The organism is Natronorubrum halalkaliphilum (assembly GCF_009834785.1).
GTDB classification, from domain to species: Archaea; Halobacteriota; Halobacteria; order Halobacteriales; family Natrialbaceae; genus Natronorubrum; species Natronorubrum halalkaliphilum.
Window position 1 is genome coordinate 202605 of sequence record NZ_WUYX01000038.1, and the last position, 22908, is coordinate 225512.

The 22908-nt window shown below is 60.4% G+C and carries 19 protein-coding genes and 1 pseudogene; 12 read left to right on the forward strand and 8 right to left on the reverse strand.

Annotation, left to right across the window (positions count from 1 at the left end; genetic code table 11):
* Together GS429_RS13090 and GS429_RS13095 are read left to right on the forward strand one after the other, a co-directional pair.
* Positions 1–1812, forward strand: coding sequence for an acyl-CoA carboxylase subunit beta (locus GS429_RS13090; RefSeq protein WP_160065811.1), 1812 nt, complete (start codon positions 1–3; stop codon positions 1810–1812).
* Positions 1813–1848: 36 nt separating this feature from the next.
* Complete coding sequence (locus GS429_RS13095; protein ID WP_160065812.1) at positions 1849–2316, forward strand: MaoC family dehydratase; 468 nt, start codon at positions 1849–1851, stop codon at positions 2314–2316.
* 106 nt (positions 2317–2422) lie between these two features.
* Here GS429_RS13095 and GS429_RS13100 read toward each other — a convergent pair whose 3' ends face one another.
* Positions 2423–3991 carry a DNA-directed DNA polymerase II small subunit gene (locus tag GS429_RS13100; protein ID WP_328821380.1) on the reverse strand — a complete coding sequence of 523 codons (1569 nt, stop codon included), beginning with the start codon at positions 3989–3991 and terminating at the stop codon, positions 2423–2425.
* Between the two features lie 133 nt (positions 3992–4124).
* Here GS429_RS13100 and GS429_RS13105 point away from each other — a divergent pair, with 133 nt between their 5' ends.
* Complete coding sequence (locus tag GS429_RS13105; protein WP_160065813.1) at positions 4125–5120, forward strand: S24/S26 family peptidase; 996 nt, start codon at positions 4125–4127, stop codon at positions 5118–5120.
* A gap of 171 nt (positions 5121–5291) precedes the next feature.
* On the opposite strand, the gene GS429_RS13110 is transcribed toward GS429_RS13105, so the two are convergent.
* Entirely contained in the window at positions 5292–5735 is a 444-nt protein-coding gene (locus GS429_RS13110) for a hypothetical protein (RefSeq protein ID WP_160065814.1), read from the reverse strand.
* Between the two features lie 129 nt (positions 5736–5864).
* On the reverse strand, positions 5865–7700 hold the full coding sequence (locus GS429_RS13115) for a Cdc6/Cdc18 family protein (RefSeq protein WP_160065815.1): 1836 nt from the start codon (positions 7698–7700) through the stop codon (positions 5865–5867).
* Positions 7701–9060: 1360 nt separating this feature from the next.
* Here GS429_RS13115 and GS429_RS13120 point away from each other — a divergent pair.
* The 4 genes from GS429_RS13120 (at position 9061) to GS429_RS13135 (ending at position 12501) form a co-directional block, all read left to right on the forward strand.
* Positions 9061–9699, forward strand: coding sequence for an Era-like GTP-binding protein (locus tag GS429_RS13120; RefSeq protein ID WP_160065816.1), 639 nt, complete (start codon positions 9061–9063; stop codon positions 9697–9699).
* 6 nt (positions 9700–9705) lie between these two features.
* A complete protein-coding gene (locus tag GS429_RS13125) occupies positions 9706–10107 on the forward strand; it encodes a DUF2073 domain-containing protein (RefSeq protein WP_160065817.1) in 402 nt (133 codons plus the stop codon).
* Positions 10107–11228: an OapC/ArvC family zinc-ribbon domain-containing protein gene (locus GS429_RS13130; RefSeq protein ID WP_160065818.1), complete on the forward strand. Its 1122-nt coding sequence runs from the start codon at positions 10107–10109 to the stop codon at positions 11226–11228. The genes GS429_RS13125 and GS429_RS13130 overlap by 1 nt, the downstream gene beginning before the upstream one ends.
* 490 nt (positions 11229–11718) lie before the next feature.
* A complete protein-coding gene (locus GS429_RS13135) occupies positions 11719–12501 on the forward strand; it encodes a DUF7089 family protein (RefSeq protein WP_160065819.1) in 783 nt (260 codons plus the stop codon).
* Between the two features lie 447 nt (positions 12502–12948).
* Here GS429_RS13135 and GS429_RS13140 read toward each other — a convergent pair whose 3' ends face one another.
* From GS429_RS13140 to GS429_RS13150, 3 genes are all read right to left on the reverse strand, one after another.
* The gene (locus GS429_RS13140; protein ID WP_160065820.1) at positions 12949–13527 is read right to left on the reverse strand and encodes a DUF7090 family protein; all 579 of its coding nucleotides are present in this window, start codon (positions 13525–13527) and stop codon (positions 12949–12951) included.
* Positions 13528–13807: 280 nt separating this feature from the next.
* Positions 13808–15367 carry an ABC transporter permease gene (locus tag GS429_RS13145; protein ID WP_160065821.1) on the reverse strand — a complete coding sequence of 520 codons (1560 nt, stop codon included), beginning with the start codon at positions 15365–15367 and terminating at the stop codon, positions 13808–13810.
* 270 nt (positions 15368–15637) lie between these two features.
* On the reverse strand, positions 15638–16771 hold the full coding sequence (locus tag GS429_RS13150; RefSeq protein WP_160065822.1) for an ABC transporter substrate-binding protein: 1134 nt from the start codon (positions 16769–16771) through the stop codon (positions 15638–15640).
* A gap of 413 nt (positions 16772–17184) precedes the next feature.
* On the opposite strand from GS429_RS13150, the gene GS429_RS13155 reads away from it, so the two are divergent.
* Positions 17185–17865, forward strand: a complete 681-nt coding sequence (locus GS429_RS13155) for a class I SAM-dependent methyltransferase (protein ID WP_160065823.1) — start codon at positions 17185–17187, stop codon at positions 17863–17865.
* Positions 17866–18055: 190 nt separating this feature from the next.
* Here the strand turns inward: GS429_RS13155 and GS429_RS13160 are convergent, their stop codons facing one another.
* Together GS429_RS13160 and GS429_RS13165 are read right to left on the reverse strand one after the other, a co-directional pair.
* Positions 18056–18664 (reverse strand): DUF1684 domain-containing protein, encoded by a 609-nt coding sequence (locus GS429_RS13160; protein WP_160065824.1) that lies wholly within the window; start codon positions 18662–18664, stop codon positions 18056–18058.
* A 99-nt stretch (positions 18665–18763) separates the two neighbouring features.
* The gene (locus tag GS429_RS13165) at positions 18764–19003 is read right to left on the reverse strand and encodes a DUF7127 family protein (protein WP_160065825.1); all 240 of its coding nucleotides are present in this window, start codon (positions 19001–19003) and stop codon (positions 18764–18766) included.
* Between the two features lie 222 nt (positions 19004–19225).
* Between GS429_RS13165 and GS429_RS13170 the strand changes: the two genes are divergently transcribed.
* The 4 genes and pseudogenes from GS429_RS13170 (at position 19226) to GS429_RS13185 (ending at position 22868) form a co-directional block, all read left to right on the forward strand.
* Positions 19226–20239 carry a CPBP family intramembrane glutamic endopeptidase gene (locus tag GS429_RS13170; protein WP_160065826.1) on the forward strand — a complete coding sequence of 338 codons (1014 nt, stop codon included), beginning with the start codon at positions 19226–19228 and terminating at the stop codon, positions 20237–20239.
* 247 nt (positions 20240–20486) lie between these two features.
* A pseudogene (locus tag GS429_RS13175) lies at positions 20487–21305 on the forward strand (ATP-dependent DNA helicase); the annotation flags it as partial.
* Positions 21306–21350: 45 nt separating this feature from the next.
* A complete protein-coding gene (locus GS429_RS13180) occupies positions 21351–22418 on the forward strand; it encodes a DUF7961 domain-containing protein (protein WP_160065827.1) in 1068 nt (355 codons plus the stop codon).
* Between the two features lie 90 nt (positions 22419–22508).
* Positions 22509–22868, forward strand: coding sequence for a hypothetical protein (locus tag GS429_RS13185; RefSeq protein ID WP_160065828.1), 360 nt, complete (start codon positions 22509–22511; stop codon positions 22866–22868).
* Positions 22869–22908: the final 40 nt, after the last annotated feature.

The window sequence follows — 22908 nt, forward strand, 5'->3', positions numbered from 1 at the left end:
ATGGAACTCAGGATCAACACGACAGCGACGGAACAGGAAGCACAGGCGATCGCGAAGGCACTCGCGTCCCACTTCGGGGACGAGGTGGAACTCTACGCCGAAACGGGCGACGAACTCCTCGCGAGCGCGTCGCCGGAGCCGGGGACGGGCGCGGGCGGGAGCGAAACCGGCACTTCCAGCGAGGGGACCGCCGCCGGAAACGGCGGAACCGACGCCGCGGCGGACGACACGCTCGGCCCGACCGAACGGGAGGAGACGCTGCAAGCCGAAATCGATGATATCCTCGAAGGCGGTCCCGAGAAGTACCGGGACCGACTCTCCGAACAGGGGAAGCTGTTCGTCCGAGACCGACTCGATCTCTGGTTCGGCGAAGACGGCCTCTCGTTCGAGGACGGCAAGTTCGCCAACTTCGACGCGTGGCATCCGAGCGGTCAGGACAGCGACCCCGACTCCGACGACCGACTCCCCGCGGACGGGCTCATCACCGGCGCGGCCGAGTTCGAAGGGCGGGACCTGCACTTCATGGCCAACGACTTCACCGTCAAGGCCGGCTCGATGGCCGAGAAGGGCGTCGAGAAGTTCCTCCGAATGCAACAGCGCGCGCTGAAAACCGGCCGTCCGGTGTTGTACCTGATGGACTCCTCGGGCGGGCGGATCGACCAGCAGACGGGCTTCTTCGCGAACCGCGAAGGCATCGGGAAGTACTACTACAATCACTCGATGCTCTCGGGGCGGGTCCCGCAAATCTGCGTGCTCTACGGCCCCTGTATCGCCGGCGCCGCGTACACGCCCATGTTCGCCGACTTCACGATCATGGTCCGGGACGTGTCGGCGATGGCGATCGCCTCCCCGCGAATGGTCGAGATGGTCACCGGCGAGGAGATCGATCTACAGGACCTCGGCGGCCCGGACGTCCACGCGCGCCACTCCGGCAGCGCGGACCTGATCGCCGAAGACGAAGAGCACGCCCGCGAACTCGTCGCCAAACTCATCGGCTACCTGCCGGACAACAGCGACGAGGACCCGCCCCGAACGGACGGAACGGCTCCGAAGCTCTCGCCGGAGGGGATCGACGCCGTCGTTCCCGACCAACCCAATCGCGGGTACGACATGTTCGACGTTATCGATCGAATCGTCGACGAGGGCTCGACGCTCGAGCTTCGACCGGAGTACGGTCCCGAAATCATCACGTCCTTCGCCCGGATCGACGGCCGGCCGATCGGGATCGTCGCCAACCAGCCGAACCACCGAGCCGGCGCGATCTTCCCCGACGCCGCCGAGAAAGCCGCGGAGTTCATCTGGACCTGCGACGCCTACGACATCCCCCTGTTGTATCTCTGTGACACGCCCGGTTTCATGGCCGGGTCGCAGGTCGAGAAAGACGGCATTCTCGAGCAGGGCAAGAAGATGATCTACGCGACGTCCTCGGCGACGGTGCCCAAACAGTCGGTAGTCGTCCGCAAGGCCTACGGCGCGGGAATCTACGCCATGTCCGGCCCGGCCTACGACCCCGAGAGCGTTCTCGGACTTCCAAGCGGCGAGATCGCCATCATGGGGCCCGAAGCAGCCATCAACGCCGTCTACGCGAACAAGCTCGCCGAGATCGACGATCCGGAGGAACGCAAGCAAAAAGAGCAGGAACTCCGCGAGGAGTACCGCGAGGACATCAACGTCCACCGGATGGCCAGCGAGGTCGTCATCGACGAAATCGTCCCGCCGAGTTCGCTTCGGGAGGAACTCGAGGCGCGGTTCGAGTTCTACGAGACCGTCGAGAAGGACCTGCCGGACAAGAAACACGGGACGATCCTCTGAACAGCAGCGAGAACGCACACGTTTCACTACCAACTCATGTCAGGACGCTACTACGAGGAGTTCGAGGTCGGCGAGACCATCGAACACGAGCGACGGCGAACGATCAGCGAGAGCGACAACCAGCGCTTTTGTGATATGACGATGAACCAGCAGCCGCTGCATCTCGACGCCGACTTCGCGGCGGACACCGACTTCGGCGAGCGGCTGGTCAACGGGCTCTACACGATGAGCCTCGCGGTCGGGATTTCGATTCCCGAGACCACAGACGGGACCATCGTCGCCAACCTCTCCTACGACAACGTCGAACATCCCGAACCGGTGTTTCACGGCGACACGATTCGGGTCCAGTCGACGGTGACGGACAAGGGAGAGACCAGCGACGGCGAGCGCGGCATCGTCACGATGCGCGTCGAGGTCTTCAAAGTGAATGACCCCGAGGAGCCGCTGGTCTGTAAGTTCGAGCGAACCGTGCTCTCGCTGAAGCGGGAGCGCGCTGAGGAATAGCAACTGTACCGAGCGTGAGCGAAGCGAACGCTCGGCATTTTTCATCAACGTTTTTTGGCGGGGTTCGAGCCCGCAACGCGGTCGAATCCCCCGTGAAAAACGTTGGTCAGCTGAATTTCTGGACCGTCACGTCGAGCGTATCGAGGTCGACGATCGGTGCGTAGCCCGCGTCCGGGTCGATGTTGACGCTCTTCTGGAAGTCCGTCTGGGCCTGCCAGCAGCCGGAATTGATCGCGAGCACGTCGTGGTACTTCCCGAAGCCGAGTTTGTGGACGTGGCCGGTGTGGAAGATGTCGGGAACCTCCTCCATGATGAGGTGGTCCTTTTCTTCGGGTGCAAGACGGGTGTGGCCGCCGAACTGCGGGGCGACGTGGCGTTTTTTGAGCAGTTGGAACATCGCCTTGTGCGGATCGTCGTAGCTCGCCTTCTCCTCGGGGAGTTCCGCGATGACCTCGTCCAGCGAGACGCCGTGGTACATCAACACGGAAACGCCCTCGAGCGTCACCGTCGACGGGTTGCTCACGATCTGTGGATCGTGGGCCGACATGATCTCCCGGAGATCCTCGTCGAACCCGGGTTGGGGTTCGGCGAGGCGAACGGCGTCGTGATTACCCGGAATCATGACGATCTCGATGTCGCCGGGGACCTGCTTGAGGTACTCGTTGAAGACCTCGTACTGGTCGTAGATGTCGACGATGTCGAGTTCCTCGTCCTGATCGGGGTAGATCCCGACGCCTTCAACCATGTCGCCGGCGATCAGCAGATACTCGACGTGTTGGGCCTGCTCCGTGTGGAGCCAGTCGGCAAATCGGTTCCAGGCGTCGTGCATGAACTCCTGGCTGCCCACGTGGACGTCGCTGATCAGCGCCGCCTGCACGTGACGATCCGCCGTCGACGGCTCGTGGGTTCGCGGCACGTCCGGGAAGTACATCGAGTCGACGAAGGCGATCCCCGAATCGTCGGCGAGGGTCCCCTCCATCGCCAGCACCTCGTCACAGAGCAGTTCCGCGACCAGATCCGCGTACTCCCGATCTTTCATCACCAGCCACGGGAACGTCCCGGTCGCGTCCTCGAGTTCGATCAACCAGTGGCCGCTGGCCGTCGATCGGATATCGTTGACCAGCCCGACCATTCCGGCCTCGCTGCCGCCCGGCATGTTCTGAATCGCCGTCGCCGGCCGGTGATTGACCCGCCCCCGAAGTTTCGATCCCAGTCGCTCGAGGCGATCCCGAAAGACGGAGACGAAGTCACTGTACTCGCCCGTCCCCGTACTCTCGCCGGTCATATCGCCCGTAATCTCGAGCGATCGCAGTTCGGGATCGACCGAACGGTCGGCGGTCGTCTCCCCCTTCGTTTCAACTGGATCGCCCCCCTCCACGGCTGACGAATGAGTCGCGGATTCTCCAGTTGAAACAGAGGGGTCTTCCGAATCGGGTTGAGACGGCGGCTCCTGCCCGCCCGCTGGCGGTTTCGCGCTGGAATCGGCGGCCGAAAGGGCCGCTTCCACGTGGTCGGTTCGCACGACCAGCGCAGTTTCCGGGAGGTCGTCGACGAGGCGCTCGAGGGTCGCCTCCGGGTTGTCGGCCGACGCGAGTTTGGTTACGGCTTCGCGTTCGGCGTTGTAACCGCGGCTGGTGAGTTCGCTGACGATCCGGGCTGGTCCCTCGAGTGGCACACACCTCGCATTCGCGACCGGGGAGAAAAGGGTAACGTAAATCGGCAGCCGAGCGGTGGTGCCGCGGAGTCCCCGACTCGATTCGATTGCCGGAGCAGAAGGTTGATTGTTGGCCCCGGCAAAACGGGTGACGATGAGCGGTTCCAGCCCCGGTGACCCCCCTGACGATCCCGATGACAGCGACGACCGCGTCCGGGATCGACGGGACAGAGACGGACGCGACGACCGAACTCCACCCGGGGATCCCTCGACGGCGCCCGAAGCGACGACTGAGTCCGAATCCGAAGCCGGGTTCGAATCCGGATCCGAGCCTCAGCCCCGGGCCCGGTCTCGGGCCGACGACGTCACGATCGAGGACGACGGCGTCGTTCGCTGGTTCCTAAAGACCGAAGACGGCACCGTCGTTATGGCTCGCGACGTTCTGAGTAGCGTCGCTATCGTCGCAGTCATCGGTCTCGTTCTCTTCGGACTCAGCGGGGTTTGGCCGCCGCTGGTCGCCGTCGAGAGCGGGAGCATGGAGCCGAATATGGAACGGGGCGATCTGATCTTCGTCGTCGACGACGACCGCTACGCCGGCGACAACCCCGTCGAGGGAACCGGCGTAGTCACGTTCGAGAACGGCCACGAAAGCGGTCACGAGAAGTTCGGCGAGGCCGGAGACGTCATCGTCTTCAAACCGAACGGTGACGATCATCAGACGCCGGTGATACACCGAGCCCAGTTCTGGGTCGAAGAGGGAGAAAACTGGGTCGACACCAAGGCCGACGACGCGGTTATCGGCGAAGCTACCTGTGGCGACGTCCAGACCTGTCCCGCAAACCACGACGGGTTCATTACGAAGGGCGACGCCAACAACGGCTACGATCAGTACGGAAACGGGATCAGCGACGTCGTCAGGCCGGAGTGGGTCACCGGCAAAGCGATGATTCGAGTTCCGTGGCTGGGCCACGTCCGGCTCACTTTCGACGAAATTCTCGGCGAGACGGGCGTCCAGTCCCCGATACTCGAAGACAATCCGGTACCTGTCGGTCCGGACTCACCAGCTCTGCAGGCCGGACTCGCCGGCGCGACCGGACTCGCCGGAACCAGTGCGGGCGTCGCCGTTGCTATCGGTCGGTATCGGAGCTGAATGCTATCGTGTGGGTACCTGTTCTGCGTTCCGAACGACGGCCGAGTGCGGATAATCGGTCGACAACAGTCCGGCGAGGGAACGACTCGAGTTCTCACGATGGGCTCTCGAGCCCGCTCGAGCAAACTCGATCGTTCGATGGTCGGAACCGAGTTCGAGCGCGGCTCGCGATCACTCGCCGGTCGTGATTTCGAGTCGTAGATCCTCCCCGTCGCTGAGTTCGTAGCTCGTCGGATCGACCGTCTCGCTGTCGACGAAAAAGGTGAGTTCGGTATCGGGGTCGCTCCCGTCGTAGCTGGTGCCGTCGATCGTGACGACGTGATCGGTTCCCCGCTGGTCGTACCCGAAGTGAGGGAGAAGATCGATCCCCTCGGCGAACGTGACCGGCTCCTCGCCCTCCATGTACCAGTATTCGTCTCCCTCGTGGAAGTGGAAGTCGATCGACTCGTTGGCGGCGTGTTCGGACTGGTACCGATCCGCGGTGAGATCGACCGGCTCGCCGTCGACGACGATGGCGATGGTTCCGCGCGCGTCGAGCCGTTCGTCGAAAATCATCGAACAGCCGGCCAACGGCAAGAGACTCGAGCACGCGAGGAGGACCGTCCGTCGGTTCATACGTGCCCGAAGCCGGTCAGGATATATTGGTCCTTCGTTGTGCCCAGTCGCGTCGGCCACTCGGTTCTCGGTCAGCAGACGGGTCGAATTCGACGGGGGCTCGAGACGAACCAGAAGAGGGAGAAACGGTCAGTTCTCGAACCGGGCCTGTACGAACGGTTGGACGTCGTCGATATCGGAGAGTCGGGAGTCCGACAGGAGCACGGCCTCAGTCTCTTCGAGTGGCACGGAGAGGCTGATCTCCTTGGTCCGGCCGTAACGGCCCTTCGAGACGACGACGGCGTTGACGATCCCAAGCATGTCGAGTTCGCTGATGAGGTCGGTTACCCGGCGCTGGGTCAGGACATCGGCGTCGATTTCCTCGCAGAGCCGTTTGTAGATGTTGAACACCTCGCCCGTGTTGATGCTGTGGACGCCGTTTTTCTCGAGTAAGATGATCGAAAACAGGACGAGTTTGCTCTGGGTCGGCAGGGTCCGGACGACTTCGACGACGCGGTCGAGTTCGATCTTGTCCTGGGCCTGTCGGACGTGGTCCTCGACGATCGTCTCCGTCTGGGACCGTTCGGCCAGTTCACCCGCAGTCCGAAGAAGGTCAAGCGCCCGCCGCGCGTCACCGTGTTCCTGCGCTGCAAAGGCCGCACAGAGCGGGATCACGTCGTCCGAAAGGGCGTTCGCCTTGAACGCGACCTCCGAGCGGTGCTCTAAGATGTCCCGCAGCTGGTTTGCGTCGTAGGGCGGGAAGACGATCTCTTCTTCGCCCAGCGAGGACTTGACGCGCGGATCGAGGAAATCGGTGAACTTGAGGTCGTTCGAAATGCCGATGATCGACACTCGCGAGTTCTCGAGTTCGGAGTTCATCCGCGAGAGGTTATAGAGCGTGTCGTCACCGCTCTTTTCGACGAGTTTGTCGATCTCGTCGAGCATGATGACGACGACGCGTTCGTCGTAATCGACGGCATCGAAGAAGACGCTGTAGACCCGATCGGTCGGCCAGCCGGTCATCGGCACTTCTTCGAACGACTCCTTGTCGTCCTCGAGTTCCTCGATACGCGTTTCGACCGCACTACGGGAGTCGAACGGGGTCGACTCGAGCGGATGATCCGGCGGTAGGTCGCCGTCCGACGTGGCGGCCGTTTCGTCCGTGTGGCTCCCACTCGAGTCTCGTCGACTCGCCGAATCGACGAGGTCGATCGGCTCAGTGTCGTCGACTGAAGACCCCTCCGTTTCGCCTGGAGAATCGTGAGACGGAGTCGGGGTATCGGTTCCAGACGAAACGGAATCATGTGTGTCATTGGCGTCCGCAGCGTCGCTCGACTGCCCAGTTTCGGGACCGCCGTTATCCTCGACTGCCGTCGGGTCGACCGACTCGGCCGACGAGTCGTCGGCAATGTCGAACAGGTCGGACCCGGACCCCGAATCGGACTCCGGAATCGACCGGGCGGCGTCGTACTCCTCGAGGCCTTCCAGAAGCGTCTTCAACGATTCGACCCGGTCGTCGATTCGTTCCTTGTTCTTCTCGATGAACTTGTTAGCCAGCTGCGCGAGCACGCGATACTGGGTGTCGGTAACCTCACAGTTGATGTACTCGACGTCACACGGGACGCTGTACTTCTGGGAGGTGCTCTCGAGTTCCTTACTGACGAACTTCGCACTGGCAGTTTTTCCCGTCCCGGTCTTTCCGTAGATGAGGATATTCGACGGCGTCTCACCGCGGAGCGCGGCGACGAGAATCGTCGCCATCTTATTGATCTGATCGCTTCGGTGTGGCAACTCGTGAGGGGTGTACGACGGTCGAAGAACTTCCTTGTTCTCGAAGATCGGTTCGCCGCTGAGAAGGTCGTCGAACAGTCCCTGATTCGATTCCTCGTCAGCGAGATCGGTCCCCTCGAAATTCGTCGAGAACCCGTTGGTATTGTCTATCTCGACCTCGTCTGAGCCTGTCGGTTCTGAATCGTCGTCTGACATCCGTCGTATACGTACCCCCTGGTTTCGAGTGGAACGCCGAACCGAAAACAGGAATTATCGGCCGTAGGTCGGCTCCCAGAGCCAATCTACTATTCCAGGGATCCGGTTCGGGTCCAGTTGATGCAAACGAAACAGAGGAAAAGCACGGTATTAAATTCTTCCCTTCAGTTCACGGCAAGCGTAGTGATGGTAGTCGGTTGTAACCAGAAACGATCTGTACCGAACGGTTGTCCCAGCGAAATAGTGTTTCACTGGCGCGTACGGGAAACGAGGGGTCCGTTTCGGGTCGATACTCGAAAGCGCGATCGGGAACGCCGACTCGACGAATTCCGTTGGCCCCGTATCAGTTCGGTCAATCTCGGTTGTGCCTTTCAGCGCGACAAGATACGTGATCGTCCATTGATTCGTTTGCTGGTGGTGTTTCCGGATCGGGTAAGTAGAGAACGGAACTGAAGAGGCGAATCGACCGACTCGCGTCTCGAGTTGAATGATAACGCGAGCGATCTGAATAGACGCACTGCGAAAGACCGAACTTCGGGAGTGGAGCGGCGAGTTCGGCGGAAGCTGTTCCGATGAGGAATACATATTTCTGAGTTGTTTCATCGCCATCGATGGACTGGGTTGAGGAGTGTGCTGACTGAGTCTGTGGTGTGTGATAGAGAGGAACATGATCCGTGGCACGACGATCTCTAGCCCCCCACCCCTTCGTTTCGAGTGGAACGCTCCGAGAGAGGGGGTGGGGGAGGAGGGGGTCTTTAGAAGGGGAAGTTTAAAGATAGTAGGTGAGAAACATGGTCCGTAGCATTAGCAAACCAAGGATTTTACTAGGTGGAGTGGTTGTTGTTACTAGTCCCTACTAGAACCCTCTCGATAAGCCCATCGAGTTACTAGATCCAGCTCTTTTCCCGAATTCCTTCGGATGACTACTCGAGTCGTCGGTTCAAGTCGAAATAGGGGTGTTTTTCGATCCACTCTCGGCCGTTTTCCGTCTCTCAACCCCCCACGGCCTCGACGGTTTCCACTCGAAACGAAGGGGTGGGGGTGTTTCAGTCCCGGCCTAGAATGGGATAGATACACAATCAACTCGAGCAATAAAACTAGAACACCTAACCTTTAGTCGGCGGTCGATGAGACATGTTCACACGAGCCCTCAATTCTTTTTGGCTCTACTGCGGGAGGGGACTCCGACTTTCTCCGTCCGCTGATAATAGTCTGTTACCTGCGTCCTATTACAACCGCTCAAATATTCTGAAGCTAACACGCCATCTATGACGAATCATCTACACGTTTAACGTAGGCTTAAGTGAATCCAGTTTGTAGTACGCGCAACTGCACCCCGCGGTGCTGGAGGCCCCCAACGATGGGATTATTCACAGAACTCAAAGATAGTATCTCTCGGGTTACGGACCGCCTGTTTTCGGAACAGGAACCCAAACGAATCGGCATTTACGGTCCGCCGAACGCTGGAAAGACAACGCTTGCCAATCGAATCGCTCGTGACTGGACTGGTGACGCCATCGGTGCGGAAAGTCACATTCCACACGAAACGCGTCGCGCACGACGAAAAGAAGACGTCGAGATCGAACGGAACGGCAAGTCGGTAACCATCGATATCGTCGACACGCCCGGTGTGACGACGAAAGTCGACTACGAGGAATTCACCGACGAGATGGAAGAAGACGACGCGATCCGTCGGTCTCGCGAAGCCACCGAGGGTGTCGCAGAAGCGATGCACTGGCTTCGCGAGGACGTCGACGGCGTCATTTACGTCCTCGACAGCGCCGAAGATCCAATTACCCAGGTCAACACCATGTTGATCGGGATCATCGAATCTCGAGATCTCCCGGTTCTTATCTTCGCGAACAAGATCGACCTCGACGAATCGAGCGTCAAGCGGATCGAGGATGCGTTCCCACAGCACAAGACCGTCCCGCTGTCGGCCAAGGAAGGCGAGAACATGGACGAAGTCTACGAGAACATCGCGGAGTACTTCGGGTGAGACTCGATGCCAAAAGCAACTAACACGGACGATCCGGACGCTCCCGACGGCGTCCAGATCGATCTGATCAGCGGCGAACGCATGGATGGTATGGCGACCATGGAGAAGATTCGGATGATCCTCGATGGCGTCCACGACGGGAACATCGTCATTCTGGAAGAAGGGCTGACTCCCGACGAGGAGAGTCGACTCATCGAAGTGACGATGGCCGAAATCAGTCCCGACGAGTTCAACGGCATCGAAATCGAGACGTATCCTAAATCCGACACGCGAGATTCCTCGTTGCTCGGCCGCATCATGGGCGGCGACGAGTCGGAAGCAAAGCTCACGGTCATCGGACCGGCAAACCAGATCGAAACGCTTCACAAGGACGAAACGCTCATCAGTGCGCTCGTGTCTCGAGACTAATGCCACACGAATGTACGAACTGCGGCCGGACGTTTCCCGACGGCTCCAAGGAGATGTTGTCGGGTTGCCCCGACTGCGGCGGGAACAAGTTCCAGTTTGCCCCCTCGGGAAGAGTGTCAACCGACTCGAATGCAGACGACACGTCGTCAAGATCGACCGAGTCACCCGCTGACACCGCATCCGATCCGGTTGATGAACCCGGGTCGGAACCCGAACTCAATCGAGATCCAGCCTCCGCTGGACCCGAACCCGGAGACCCCGACTCCAGCGGAACCGTCGAGCGCGCCGCAGAGACCGTTCGTGGATGGGTTTCCTCGAAGTCTGACCAGACCGAGACGTCTCCGCAGATCGATGGGGCCGGAACTGAGAGGGAGACGTCAACGACGCCGTCCGATCTCGACCCCGACGATCCGACCGAATCGGATCGTCCGGCCGGCGGAAGTGACGGCTCGACCGACGCGAACCCGACAGCGGAATCGGATCGATCGTGGCCCTCGAGCGACGATCGCTCCGAGTCGGCGGAACCGATTGAAACTGAAGCGTTTACGGAATGGCCGGACACGGCTCGCCGACCGGAAGATCGGTCGACGGCCCCGGACTCCGATACTAGGCCCGATACTGCAGGAAGGGAGCAGGCTACAGTCGGTACTGGATCCGAGTCTCAGTCCGAATCCGAGTCGAAGTCGGAGTCGGAGTCGGAGTCGATCGTCGGTCACTCGACGCTCGAGGACAGCGAAGATACGGCCCAGGCCGACGCACGAAGCGAGGTCATCTCTACTGACGATCTTCCCGGAACGGAACCCGGTTCCAGTCGAAACGGCGACCGGGCTCACGCAGGCGACACGACCGGGACGGACAGCCCGGCTCCGGCCGATGGCGACGACGAACGACCGCCGGATCACGACGGTCGTGTCGTCAGCGAACCGTCGGGCGAGAACCCGTCCATCGAAGAGCTCAGAGCGGAACTCAACGAGCAGTTCGAGAGCATTAAAATCGTCAATCCGGGACAGTACGAACTCAATCTGATGGAGCTCTACAATCGCGAGGAGTACATTATTTCCCTGCAGGAGGACGGTCGGTACGTCATCGACGTGCCGGATTCCTGGCGTGACGACGAGTAATCCCGCTTCGACCACCGCGACGAGTCCCGCGGGCTGCCGGATTTCTCGCACGGGATGACATCGTCGTTTGGACACACCGTTAGTATCCCGTCGCTCGCACACCCCACTATTTCATGTGAAACACTCACGATACACGCTTCTCTCGGACCGCTACCTTCGAAATGTGTTGCAGGTGAAATTATGGTTTCAGTCGAACAGTTCGACCGTTCTATTCGCGGCTCTCTCATCGAATCGCTCGGTTCGAGCATCACTCTCGAGCCTCGGAACGGAAGACAATTATCTTACACATATCGGTCTCGGTGCAGAACCAAGTACGGGATCGCTCGAGCCGACCGTCGGTCCGAGGCGCAATTTCGGGTAAGAAAGATGGATTTAAGCGATACGGCTGATTGCGTTCTCGTATGAGCACTCCAACCAAGGTCGTCCTCACCACGATCGCCGTGTCGGCACTGCTGTCGCTGCTGGTCGTCTTCCAGACCGTTCTCGTCTGATGTTCGACGCTCGCGAGCTCTCGAGTCCGGTCGAGGCGATCCGCGACGAGCACGCCCCCGACGTACAGATACTCGACTGTGAGCGCGATTTCGAGACGCTCGACCCTGCACGGGCCGAAGACCTCGGACTGGTCGTCGACGCGCTCGAGCCGGCGAGCTATCCGTCAGCGTGGCTGCCCGCGGACGCGCCGACCTTGCTCGAACGGTACGCGAGCCCGGATCTAACCATCGGGATGCCGGGCGACGGGAGTATCGTCTGGACGCGCCAGACCGAGCCACCGATCGTGCTGGTAAAGCCTCGCGTCGAGGGCTCGCCCGAGGAATTCGTCGACTTTTTGCTCGCCGAGGCACTCGTCGAACTCGATCTCGACGTTCCGGAACACTTCATCGGCTTCTTCGAGGACGAGTATCCCGAACTCGATCGGGCGGTCGATCTCGACCCTACCGGCACCTATCAGGTGGCTGCTGCGCTGTACGACGGCTGGATCGGGCTTCAGACTCGAGCTGTTTTCGCGGACTGGCACGACGACCATCCCGAACTCGCCGACGCGTGGCAGGACGCGGGCACCCGACTCGAGGACCGCGTATCGGGACTTCCGCGAGCGGTCGCCCGCGGGGAGACGGAGTTCGCGGATGCGACGGAGCTTGCGTGTGCGTCGATCAAGCACGCGATCGAGTTACCGGCACCGTTTGCGGCGCTCGATACCGAGGCGTATCGGGACCACGGTCCCGAGTACGCGATCAGGTGGGCCGAGAAAACGTTCGACTCACTCGCGAAGTAGTTCACGGACACGCCAGTAACCCGAGCGATCGCCGCCCCTTGCCGAGACGTCTTCGTCTGTCTTCGATAGCAACAACTGGAACTGTTTCCATATCGATCGCACTCGCTCACGGGTCGGTCACTCCCTGTCTGCTCACGGCGGCGTGGCGCCGTTCGCACGGTTCGCGGGATCGGTGATCCCGCGCTATTCGCGTCTCCGCGGTTCTCGCGTCCTCGAACCCGCTCTCGTCGTGCGATCTGGTGTGCACTGATTTCCAGTGGCTACTATAGCTTTCGTCGCCGAAGCTGTGTCCTCGAATGCGACGATGGCGAACGTATCGATATCGTCTGGCCAACGGTGGGAACTGCAGTTCGGTGGTCGGAAGTCAGCAGTGGATAGTTGCAGGTGAGCAGTGAATAATTGAGGATTAGCAGTCGATAGCCGAGGGTCAGCAGTCGACAGTCGCCGTCAAAAATCAGCGTCGATGCTGCCGTCTTCGTCCAGGTCGATCGTCCCGCTGAACAGGTCGCGGAAGTCCTCGACAAGGGACTCGTCGTGGGGTTCTTCCGAGACGTGGAAGAGACCGACTGCGTCGTGTTCGTCGAGCAGTTCCAGAATGCGTTCGACGGTCTCGAGTGCTTCGTCGTCGCCCGCGTAGTAGGCGAGTTCGGTCACGGAGTCGAAACTGATTCGGAGCTTTCCGTCGTGGGCCTCGAGGAAGCCGTCGATGTGGTCGATGATGCCGTCGACGTCATCGGGGGCGGCGACGTAGTGAACGGTGTCGCTCGTGCGTCGAGAGTAGCCCCGTTCGATGCTCAGCGTATCGAGGATTTCGGCTCGTTTCTCGTCGACGTCGTAGTACTCGAGTTTCTGCTTTACTTCGCGGGCGGTGGTTCGCGTGGAGATGACGAGGAAGTTGTCGGTGTCGGTCTTGAGAAAGTCGGTGTCGATACGGTCGGTTTCGCCGGTGCTCGGATGGAGCAACAGGACGCCTGTGCCGCCTGGTATCGTCTCTGGGGCGCCATCGATTTCGAGCGAGTACTCCATATTGACGTGAACAACTTCCGGCACCGACTTAATAGTGCGGATGTTTCCGACAGTCCCTCGAATTGTAATTCCGGTGGAGGGTGCTGTGGAGTGACATCGTCGCGTTGGTCTAACGTACCGCGCGGGAGGTTCTGGAGCGGAGAGATACCGGTAGCGGAACGGGAAACGGTGTACTGTCGAGTGAGGTCGGAATATGAATGTCACGGTCGAAGAGACGGAGCGCGAACGGGTGTCGGGTCGGAGGGACGAACGTGAACCAGCGTCGCGTCGCGGAGACGAATCAGGCGTTGAAATCTTCCTGTCGAAGCAAGACCAGCATCGAAAGCCCGGAGATAACGACGAGGATCAACGCGGGTAGTGCCGCGTAGCGATAGTAAGCGGTGCCGTGAGCGCTCCAGATAAGGGTCACGAGGGTGTCCATGCCGATCGGCTGGAGCATCAGCGTCGCCGGGAGTTCTTTCATCGTGGTCAGGAAGACGAGGACACCGCCGGCAACGACCCCCGGTGCGATCAGGGGTAGCGTAACGCGCCGGAATGTCTCCACGCGGCCCGCGTTGAGGGTTCGCGCGGCCTCGGGAAGCCGGTCGTCGACCTGGAGCACGGACGTCCGCGTTGTACTGACCGCCTGTGGAAGAAAGCGGACGACATAGGCAAACACTAGCAGCGGAACGGTTCGATAGATCCAACCCGCGTAGTTCGCGCCGAAAAACACCAGTGCGAGACCGATGACGACACCGGGGACCGCAAAGCCGACGTAGGTCACTCGCTCGAACAGTCTGGCGAGCAGCGAGTCCGAACGCGCCGCCAGATAGCCGACGGGGAGTGCGAACGCGCTGGCGACGATCGCCGCCAGCGCGGCGAGATACACCGAGTTGAGCGCGTACGCCCACTCGAAGGCGTACGTCGGTGCGCTGCCGCCGGTTCCACGGACGAGCCAGATCCCGAAGATCGCGATCGGGACGACGAGCGTAACGATACCGATCCCCGCAATACCCCCCATCGCCGGCCACTTCCAGCGACCGAGGCGAATCTGTGCCCCGGTCGCGCTGCCGCCGCTCGCGTCCTCGTCCTTGCCGACTTTCGCTTCGATCAGGAGGATAATGCCCGTCACTGCAAGCAACTGCAGTGACAGGAGGGCCGCATACTCTACGTTGATAGCTCCGAACTCCCAGTAAATCGCACTCGTGAACACTTCGACGTGTAAGAACGCAGGCGTCCCGAAGTCGGAAATGGCGTACAGGCCCGCCAGCAGTGCTCCGGCGGCGATTGCCGGTCTGATCTGTGGGAGTGTCACGCGACGGAACGCCTCGAGTCGATCCGCGTTCAGCGTTCGAGCGGCGTCGACGAGCGAGGAGTCCATCGAAAGTAACGCTGCTCGAGTGGTCAGGAACACGTAGGGGTAGGTGTAGAGCGTGATGATCAGGGTGGCTCCAGCGAGTCCCTGGATGCGGGGCATCGGAACCCCGAGAAACTCGCTGACCTCGCCGTGACGACCGAACGCAGAGACGAACGCGAACGCTCCGATATAGCTCGGAATCACGAGCGGGAGGGCGGCGACGATCGTCCAGAATCGTCGGTGTGGCAGGTCCGATCGCGTCGTCAAAACGGCGAGTGGCACGCCGATCAGGATCGAGAACACAGTCACGCCGAGCGTGAGGCCGAGGCTGGTCAGCAGAATATCGCCGGTTCGGACGGAGATCAGCAACTCGAGCGCTCGGTCCGGATCGACCTGTGTCGCTCGCAGCGCGATCCACAGTAGTGGCGAGGCGACCAGCAGCGCAATTACACCGCTCAGCGCCGTGAGTCCGAGCTTCGACGTATCGTTGGTGACCTCTGTCAACCGTTCGAGTCGCTCTGATGCCACGGTAATCGTTCGGAGGATCCTTTCGTCGGAAGGGATTTAGGGCTTCCTAAATTTCCGGTGGGATGGGAGCGATCCGGTCGGGGAAATAGCGGCCCTCGAGTAGGTCCGGAGGAGTGGACGGGCCACAGAACGCAAGAGATGACTCTGTCAGGTGGGGAGGGACGACTGCCAGCGGTGAGGGTGAGGATCCGACGGGGAGTAGAGACGGAGGTGAGGGTGAGGATCGATCTGCGTGTCGGGTGCGATCTAGACGGTCATTCCCTCTTGTCGGAGGAGGTCCTGTGCCTGTTCAACGTTGCTGAGCTTGTTCAGATCGAACTCGAGCGGGTTGATCTCGTCGAGTGCCGGGAGGTCGCCGACGTAGTCAACGCCGTCGAGGACGGGGTATTCGCCGTTGGTTTCGACGAAGAAGTCCTGTCCTTCTACGGCGAGGATGTGTCGCGTGAACTCCGCGGCGAGGTTGGGTTTGTCTGCGCCTTCGAGGATAGCGACGCCGGAAACGTTGAACAGGCAGCCGGGATCGTTGGTAGTAAACGCGACGTCGAGCGGCGCATCCGGGTCGTTTCCGAGGATCCGGCCGGCGTAGTACTGGTTCCCGAGTGCGATCGCTTGTTCGCCGTCTGCGACGGCCTCCGCCTGTGACGAGCCGCTGCTGTACAGCGTCGCGTTCTGATCGTCGACCATGCTACTGACCCACTCACGCGTTGCGTCTTCGCCTTCCTCTTCGATCATCGCGACGATGAACGAGCGGAACGTCCCGGAGTTCGGACGGGTCGAGATCACGTCCTCGAAGCGGTCGTCGGTTGCGTACTCGAAGATATCGTCCGTGAGGTCGTCGCCGTCGAATTCGTTCGTATTGTACTGGATCGCACGTACGCGACCGGATGCGCCGGTCCAGTATCCGTCGGAGTCGCTGTAGTTGTCGTCGACCGCGTCGATCACGTCGTCGGGAAGCTCTCGAGCGAGCGCTTCCTCCTTCAGCCGAGCGAGTTCGCCCGAGGACTGCGTGTAGAAGAGGTCAGCGGGACTGTTCTCGCCTTCCTCGAGGAGACTCGCCAGTTGATCACCTTCGTCGTCGTAGTCGACGCTGACGGAGAAGTCGTCGTACTCGGCTTCGATCTCCTCGAAGAGCGGATCGATCTGGTCTGCCGTTCGCGCGGAGTAAATCGTCAACTCGCCCTCGAGATCGCCGAGGTCGTCCCAGGAGACGGCCGACGCTTCGACTGCGGACGACTGTGGATCGTATCCCTCGAGATCTTCACCCGACCCACCCAGACAGCCGGCGAGGGTGAGTGCACCGACGGAGGCTGCCGTCGCGCCGAGGAACTGTCGTCGATTGGTCGCTGTCCGTCGCGTCTGATTGCTGTCGCGCTGTTGCATATCTAATTTAGGCCGACCTAAAAAACATATACCTTCCGATTATTCCCGATTCGCCGCACGAAAAAACGGTTCAGCAGGAGCTGTCCGTCCGGCTTCGGTCCGATGCCCACGGATTTCGGCCGGCCTAAACCTCTCCGAACTATTCTTTTTAGGCAATCCTAAAAAGATTGTCGGTCACTCGAACGAGTCGGGAACGTGCTGAGGTTCCAGCCGCGACGGAGTACTGGGTCCACTCGAACGGCTCCCGACTGATGCGGATCGCCGTACCAGTTTCGCTGGGCCCGCGACCCTCCGTGTGGGTGCACCGGTACCGAGATATCGGTACAGCGCACCGTTCGAACCGGCTGGACTCTTCTCCCTGTCCGCCGTTTCGAGTCGAACCGGTTTTGAGCATCAACCGTGATTGCTCGAGTATGAGCGTCCGCGAGGAGTTCGACGACTGGGCGACGAGTGGCAAAGACAGGGGAATGGAGGAACGCCACTGGCACACCGCGAAACACGCGCTCGCGCGCATGCCGGTCGAACCCGGCGATACCGTCCTCGATCTCGGCTGTGGCAGCGGCTACGCCGGCCGTGCGCTCCGCGACACCAACGACGCCGGTCGGGTCTACGGACTCGACGGCTCGCCGGAGATGGCCCACAACGCCGCGGCGTACACGGACGATCCGCAGGTCGGCTTCCTCGTCGGGGACTTCGATTCGCTTCCCTTCGAAAACGACTCGATCGACCACATCTGGTCGATGGAGGCGTTTTACTACGCCGCCGATCCCCACAACACTCTCGAGGAGGTCGCCCGAATTCTCCGTCCCGGCGGAACCTTCTACTGTGCGGTCAACTACTACGAAGAGAACGTCCACTCCCACGAGTGGCAAGACAAAATTTCGATCGAGATGACCCGCTGGGATCGCGAGCAGTATCGCGAGGCGTTCCGTATTGCCGGCCTTCACGTCGCCGAACAGGACAATATTCCCGATCGCGAGACCGCCATCCCCAGTGCGGACGAGTTCCCGACTGATAACTGGGATAGCCGCGAGGAGATGGTCGAACGTTACCGCGAGTTCGGCACCCTGCTGACCGTCGGCGTAGCCCCCTGATTTCCACTCGAGTTACCCGCCAGCTGACAACCCCCTCGCTTCGACTCGAGCCCGCGTTCCCTCGGCGACTTTTTGACCGATATCTCGAGACGAAACCGTCCGTTCTTTCATTTCAGTTGGAATTACTCACACAGAGGTTGACAGATAATAGTAATTGCGTGTATACGATCGTTCCGTTGGTCGAGACCGACTACTCGAACCGTTCGCCCGCCGGAATCGTTACTTCGAGCCAGTTTTCTTCGGGGGGAAGCGGACAGTCGAACGTCTCGCTGTAGGCACAGAAGGGGGTGTAGGCGAGGTTGAAGTCGACGACGAGTTCGTCGCCGTCCTCGAGGTCCCGATCCGCGGCGAGTTCCATGTACCGGCCGCCGTCGTAGGTCTGCTGGCCGGTCGTCTTATCCCGGAACGGGACGAACAGCGGCTCCTCGTTCGGGCTTTCGAGTTGGTAGGCAGCCAGTTCAAAGGTTCCGTCCTCGAGTTCGTCGTCGTCGCGGTCGAGTGCGAACGAAAGCGTTGCGACGCGAAGATAACGCATCTCGCGGCCAGCGGTGGTGTCCATCAGGAGGACCTCGGGGTCGTCGTGAACCGTCGCAGTCGCCGTCACGCGATAGGTCGGATTCGGTTCAAAATAGTCGAGACCGTCGAAGCCGTCGCGGTCCTCGGGCGGAACCGGCGACTGAGGGTGGTCCCCGAAGAACTCGTCTTTCTCCGCGCGTTTCGTCTCGAGTTCCTCGCGCCAGCGGTCGGGGTCGAAGGTTGCGTCGGTGTCGGGATCGGTGGAGTCGACGGAATCGTTCATACCGCACCTACCGGCGCGGGACGGGAATGGGTTGCGTTTCGTCTGTGGTTCGCGTTTTGCGTTCCGCTTGCGGCGGAGCGCTCGAGAGGCGGTTCTCGGTTACTCCTTGATCGTCAACACGCCGTTGTGAACGGAGACGTCGCTGGCCTCCGGCGGCAGTTCGAACTCGAACTGGTCGTCGCCGGTGACGATGATCGCCGTCGCATCGACGACGTCGATCTCCGTGTCCGACGCACCCGTACCGAAATCGACCGCGATGACGCTCCCGTCGTCGTAGCGGAACGTGCGAACGACTATATCGTCACGATCGACGTTTTTGAGGGATTTTGGGACTTTCATAGATGACTGTTCGGCGGCGCGCAATTAAAGGAGCACGCTGGCAGCGTCCGGCCCGGTCGGCTCGTACCGATCTCGTTTGATCTCGTTCCTCGAGCCGAAGCATCGATCCCGTTCGCCTCGCCGTGTTCCTTCGCCTCTCCCGGTTTTCTCGTGGGCGATCTCGGCCAGTCGACGGGCGCGACAAACCCAATCGCTATTATTCAACCAACCGAACGGTCACGTATGACACGGGATGAGGGTGCATCGCCTCAAGAGCGGGAATCCATCGAGACCGGACGACGTCCACTGATCGTCTTTTTCGGCTCGCTCGTGGCGCTCTCGAGCGGGTTCGTCGTCGTCGCACAGCTGACGGCGGTGAGCATGATCGCGCTCGCGCCCGCGTACATGTTCACGCCGATGATCGCCGGGATCGTCACGTGTATCGTCGGTTCGCCGTCGTTCGAGGCGGCCGGACTTCGGTTTCCGCACGGACGACTGCGGTGGCTCGGGATCGCTGCCGCCGCCCCGATCGTTCTCGTACTGATCGGCACCGGCGTCGCCCTCCTGGTGCCGGGTGTCGAGTTCGTTCCCGACGCGAATCCGCTGACCGGCGAGGGAACTGAGTTCGCACAGACCGACGAGCCGGCCGGTCCGTCGCTTCCCGGCTGGCCGTTCAATCTCCTCGTCACGATCGGCGTCGCGCTCGGGATCGGTGCAACGATCAACGCAGTCTTCGCGTTCGGCGAGGAGTTCGGCTGGCGCGGCGTCCTCCTGACGATACTCGCCCCGCTCGGCTTCTGGAAGGCGTCGGCCGTTATCGGCCTGTTCTGGGGCGTGTGGCACGCCCCGATCATTCTCGAGGGGTATAACTTCCCGAACAACCCGGTGCTCGGCGTCGGGGTCATGACCGTCGCCTGCATTGCGATGTCGCCGGTCTACACGTACGTTACCGTCGCCGCGAAATCGGTTCTGGCACCGGCGATCTTCCACGGGACGTTCAATGCCTTCGCGGCCGTCACGATCGTGTTCGCACAGGGCGGCTCCGAACTCGTCGTTAACGCCGTCGGCGGGATCGGAATTCTGGTCTTCGGCCTCGCCTCGATCCTGATCGCGGTGGGCGGACCGCCGCGGCTCGCGACTGATTGGGCGCTCCAAGAGGGGATCGACGGCGACGGCGATGGTGACACTCGCACTGACACTAACACCGACACCGACAGTAGCCCGGAAGGTCTCGAGGACTCATCGACGAACGACTGAGACGGATTGCTGTAACTACGTACCGCCAATCACCATGGACGGGGTCGGTGATCGGCGGTAATTGACTACAGTAAACCGTACGAGACGGTCCGCTGTACCCGTATCCCGGACTGATCGCAAGACTGCTCGCGGTCGCTCCGGGACTGACCGACGGCAGTCCGATGAATCCGTCCGAGGGTTTATATCGGAAGCCGCGGCGAGTTCGGTCCGTCAACGATATGGATGACCGCCGCCGAGTACGGAGAGAATGACGGACTGGCGCTCGATCTTCGGCCACATCCAGCCCTACGACGAGCAGGTCGACGGCATCGAAACCGCGATCGACACGGCTCGAGACGATGGCTACACCGTTATCGAGGGGGCCTGTGGCACCGGAAAGACGATGATCGCGCTCACCGCGGGGATCGACCTCGTACGCGATCCGGACACCAACTACGAGCGCGTGGTCGTGCTCACGAGCGTCAAGCAGCAACTGCGCCAGTTCGAGGCGGACCTCGAGACGATCAACGAGAACCTGCCGACCGACTGGAACCCGGTTTCCGGACTCACCCTCGTCGGTAAGGCCGATGTCTGTCCGTACAACCGCGAAGGTGCGGGCGGAATCGACGACGGGAACGTCTACGACCGCTGTGAGACCCTGCGGGATCGCACTCGGGATCTCACGGGCGAGGGCGGCGAGACAACCGCTCAGAACCTCGCCGCGCGCGCCCGCAGCCAGCAGATCGGGCTGGCCGACAGCGGGAGTCGGGGGAGTCACGACAGCCGCTTTCTCGAGACCGCGGACGAACCGACGCCGTACCCGCCGGAGCTTCCGGAGTACAGCGACGGCGGTCCGGTCGGCGCCGAGACCGAGTACTGCCCGTTCTACGCGCAGTATCTCGAGGATCTCCCAGACGAGGGCAGCGACGGCGACGCGGTCGAAGCCGTTCCCTACGACTTTACCGACGCCGGGATGGTCACGCCCGAGGACCTCGTTGCGCGCTCGGTAAAACACGGAACGTGCCCGCACTCGGTGATGGGTGCCGTCCTGGGACACGTCGAGGTCGTTCTCGGAAACTACTACCACTGTGACTCGGATCTACTAATACGAGCGAGCTGAGATTCCCTCCTTATGATACGATACCAATTTGCACCGGATCGCGGACATCATGCCCTAGCGTGGGGTCAGGCGGAGGCGTATCCGGGCGATGATAACATTCAGAAAATCAAGGGGAATTTGGCTGAAATTGCGTTCTATGAGTTTTGTCGTCACACCCTTCCAATAGAGCAGTGGCATTGGCACAACGGCGAGTTCCTAAGAAGAGCTGAACAGGAATACTGTGAACACGATTTCACAATCGGGCAGAATACTGTAGACGTCAAAGGTCGGAGTCGGGTCAAGGATCTCTTTGACTTGGAGTCAATCGATAGTGATCTAGTTGTGCTTGTCGGTATCCCATCTGATCTGGCAGACGACGTTGCCGAAGCAGAGAACCTGCTTGATTTTGCACGGAGAGGGCCTGCAGACTATGACCCAGTAGTGATATTGGGGCTCGTTGACCAGGCAGACATTTCACCGGAGTCGCATGAATTAGACCACCCAGCACCAGGCGGTCCACGAATAGAACGACTTCCCCTAAAACCAGCAGGTCAACTCCCGACTGGGATCGCTATTGAGGACTGGCTTCAACATCATATTGAGTTCACCTCATCTGGCGATGAGGTCGGACAAAAACGATATGAGGGCATTCGACAGTTCCACACAAGTTCAAATGGGGAAATGCTACTTCCGGGGTCCTTCGTAACCCCAACAGACAGAGTCGGGTTGTACACTGATGGCGAAGATTTCCCTGCTCGTGGGATGGTCGTTGAATGCCCCGACCAACCAGCAGGCGCGACCTTCAACGAGGATGTGAAGAGGTATGAAACAACCGGTGGCATTACCCACGGACGGACACCCGCTATTGGTGTCATAGCAATAGAACACCTCTCTGAAGAAGTCTGCGAGGAAATCGGCCAACTTTGTGAAGAACATGTCTATCCAGCTGTATCCCAACTGATTTACAGCCACTATGACGATTCACTTGTCAAATTCACTGGATCATCCGCAGTAAGAAAGGAAGGCCATATACGGAGTACTCGATTTAACAGCGAAAGTCCCTTATCCAATAGTTGGTGGCCTTCTACCGAGGATCAGTAGTGTTCTGTTCGATCCAGTCCTTCTGAACCGTTCTGTAGCTACGCTACGAAGGGCATTTATCGGTGCCTATCGCCGTAATAGTCAGAACCAATGTCGGAAGAACGTACTGAACCAACACCTGTTGAGCGGCGAATCTATCAAACCCTTCTTCATCTCTACCAAGAGCCAGTTACTGATGAAGACCTAGATGCAGCGACCCGTATTAATGGTCCAGATGACTTCGATGCCATCGAATACGAAAATATGATCCCGTCTGTGAAAGCGATGAATTTAGACCACGGCCGGTACATGGCATTAAAGTTCCTCTGGTGGCGGTTCAAGGAGGAAAACGGGTATTACAACTCCTGGCATTTCCAGTTCCTTGTCGAGTCTCTAGAACATAACATATTGGAGAACGTTGGGATTAGCGTATGTGTTTACCCCGAGGTCTCGACAGCCGGCACAGCGTGAGCCCGTGAGATCATCTCATTGCTGCTGACGACTCGGCGAA

Coding starts and splice junctions, on each gene's coding strand:
- GS429_RS13090 (WP_160065811.1), top strand. CDS start 1: ATGGAACTCAGGATCAACACGACAGCGACGGAACAGGAAGCACAGGCG.
- GS429_RS13095 (WP_160065812.1), top strand. CDS start 1,849: ATGTCAGGACGCTACTACGAGGAGTTCGAGGTCGGCGAGACCATCGAA.
- GS429_RS13105 (WP_160065813.1), top strand. CDS start 4,125: ATGAGCGGTTCCAGCCCCGGTGACCCCCCTGACGATCCCGATGACAGC.
- GS429_RS13110 (WP_160065814.1), bottom strand. CDS start 5,735: ATGAACCGACGGACGGTCCTCCTCGCGTGCTCGAGTCTCTTGCCGTTG.
- GS429_RS13115 (WP_160065815.1), bottom strand. CDS start 7,700: ATGTCAGACGACGATTCAGAACCGACAGGCTCAGACGAGGTCGAGATA.
- GS429_RS13120 (WP_160065816.1), top strand. CDS start 9,061: ATGGGATTATTCACAGAACTCAAAGATAGTATCTCTCGGGTTACGGAC.
- GS429_RS13125 (WP_160065817.1), top strand. CDS start 9,706: ATGCCAAAAGCAACTAACACGGACGATCCGGACGCTCCCGACGGCGTC.
- GS429_RS13130 (WP_160065818.1), top strand. CDS start 10,107: ATGCCACACGAATGTACGAACTGCGGCCGGACGTTTCCCGACGGCTCC.
- GS429_RS13135 (WP_160065819.1), top strand. CDS start 11,719: ATGTTCGACGCTCGCGAGCTCTCGAGTCCGGTCGAGGCGATCCGCGAC.
- GS429_RS13140 (WP_160065820.1), bottom strand. CDS start 13,527: ATGGAGTACTCGCTCGAAATCGATGGCGCCCCAGAGACGATACCAGGC.
- GS429_RS13150 (WP_160065822.1), bottom strand. CDS start 16,771: ATGCAACAGCGCGACAGCAATCAGACGCGACGGACAGCGACCAATCGA.
- GS429_RS13155 (WP_160065823.1), top strand. CDS start 17,185: ATGAGCGTCCGCGAGGAGTTCGACGACTGGGCGACGAGTGGCAAAGAC.
- GS429_RS13160 (WP_160065824.1), bottom strand. CDS start 18,664: ATGAACGATTCCGTCGACTCCACCGATCCCGACACCGACGCAACCTTC.
- GS429_RS13165 (WP_160065825.1), bottom strand. CDS start 19,003: ATGAAAGTCCCAAAATCCCTCAAAAACGTCGATCGTGACGATATAGTC.
- GS429_RS13170 (WP_160065826.1), top strand. CDS start 19,226: ATGACACGGGATGAGGGTGCATCGCCTCAAGAGCGGGAATCCATCGAG.
- GS429_RS13180 (WP_160065827.1), top strand. CDS start 21,351: ATGATACGATACCAATTTGCACCGGATCGCGGACATCATGCCCTAGCG.
- GS429_RS13185 (WP_160065828.1), top strand. CDS start 22,509: ATGTCGGAAGAACGTACTGAACCAACACCTGTTGAGCGGCGAATCTAT.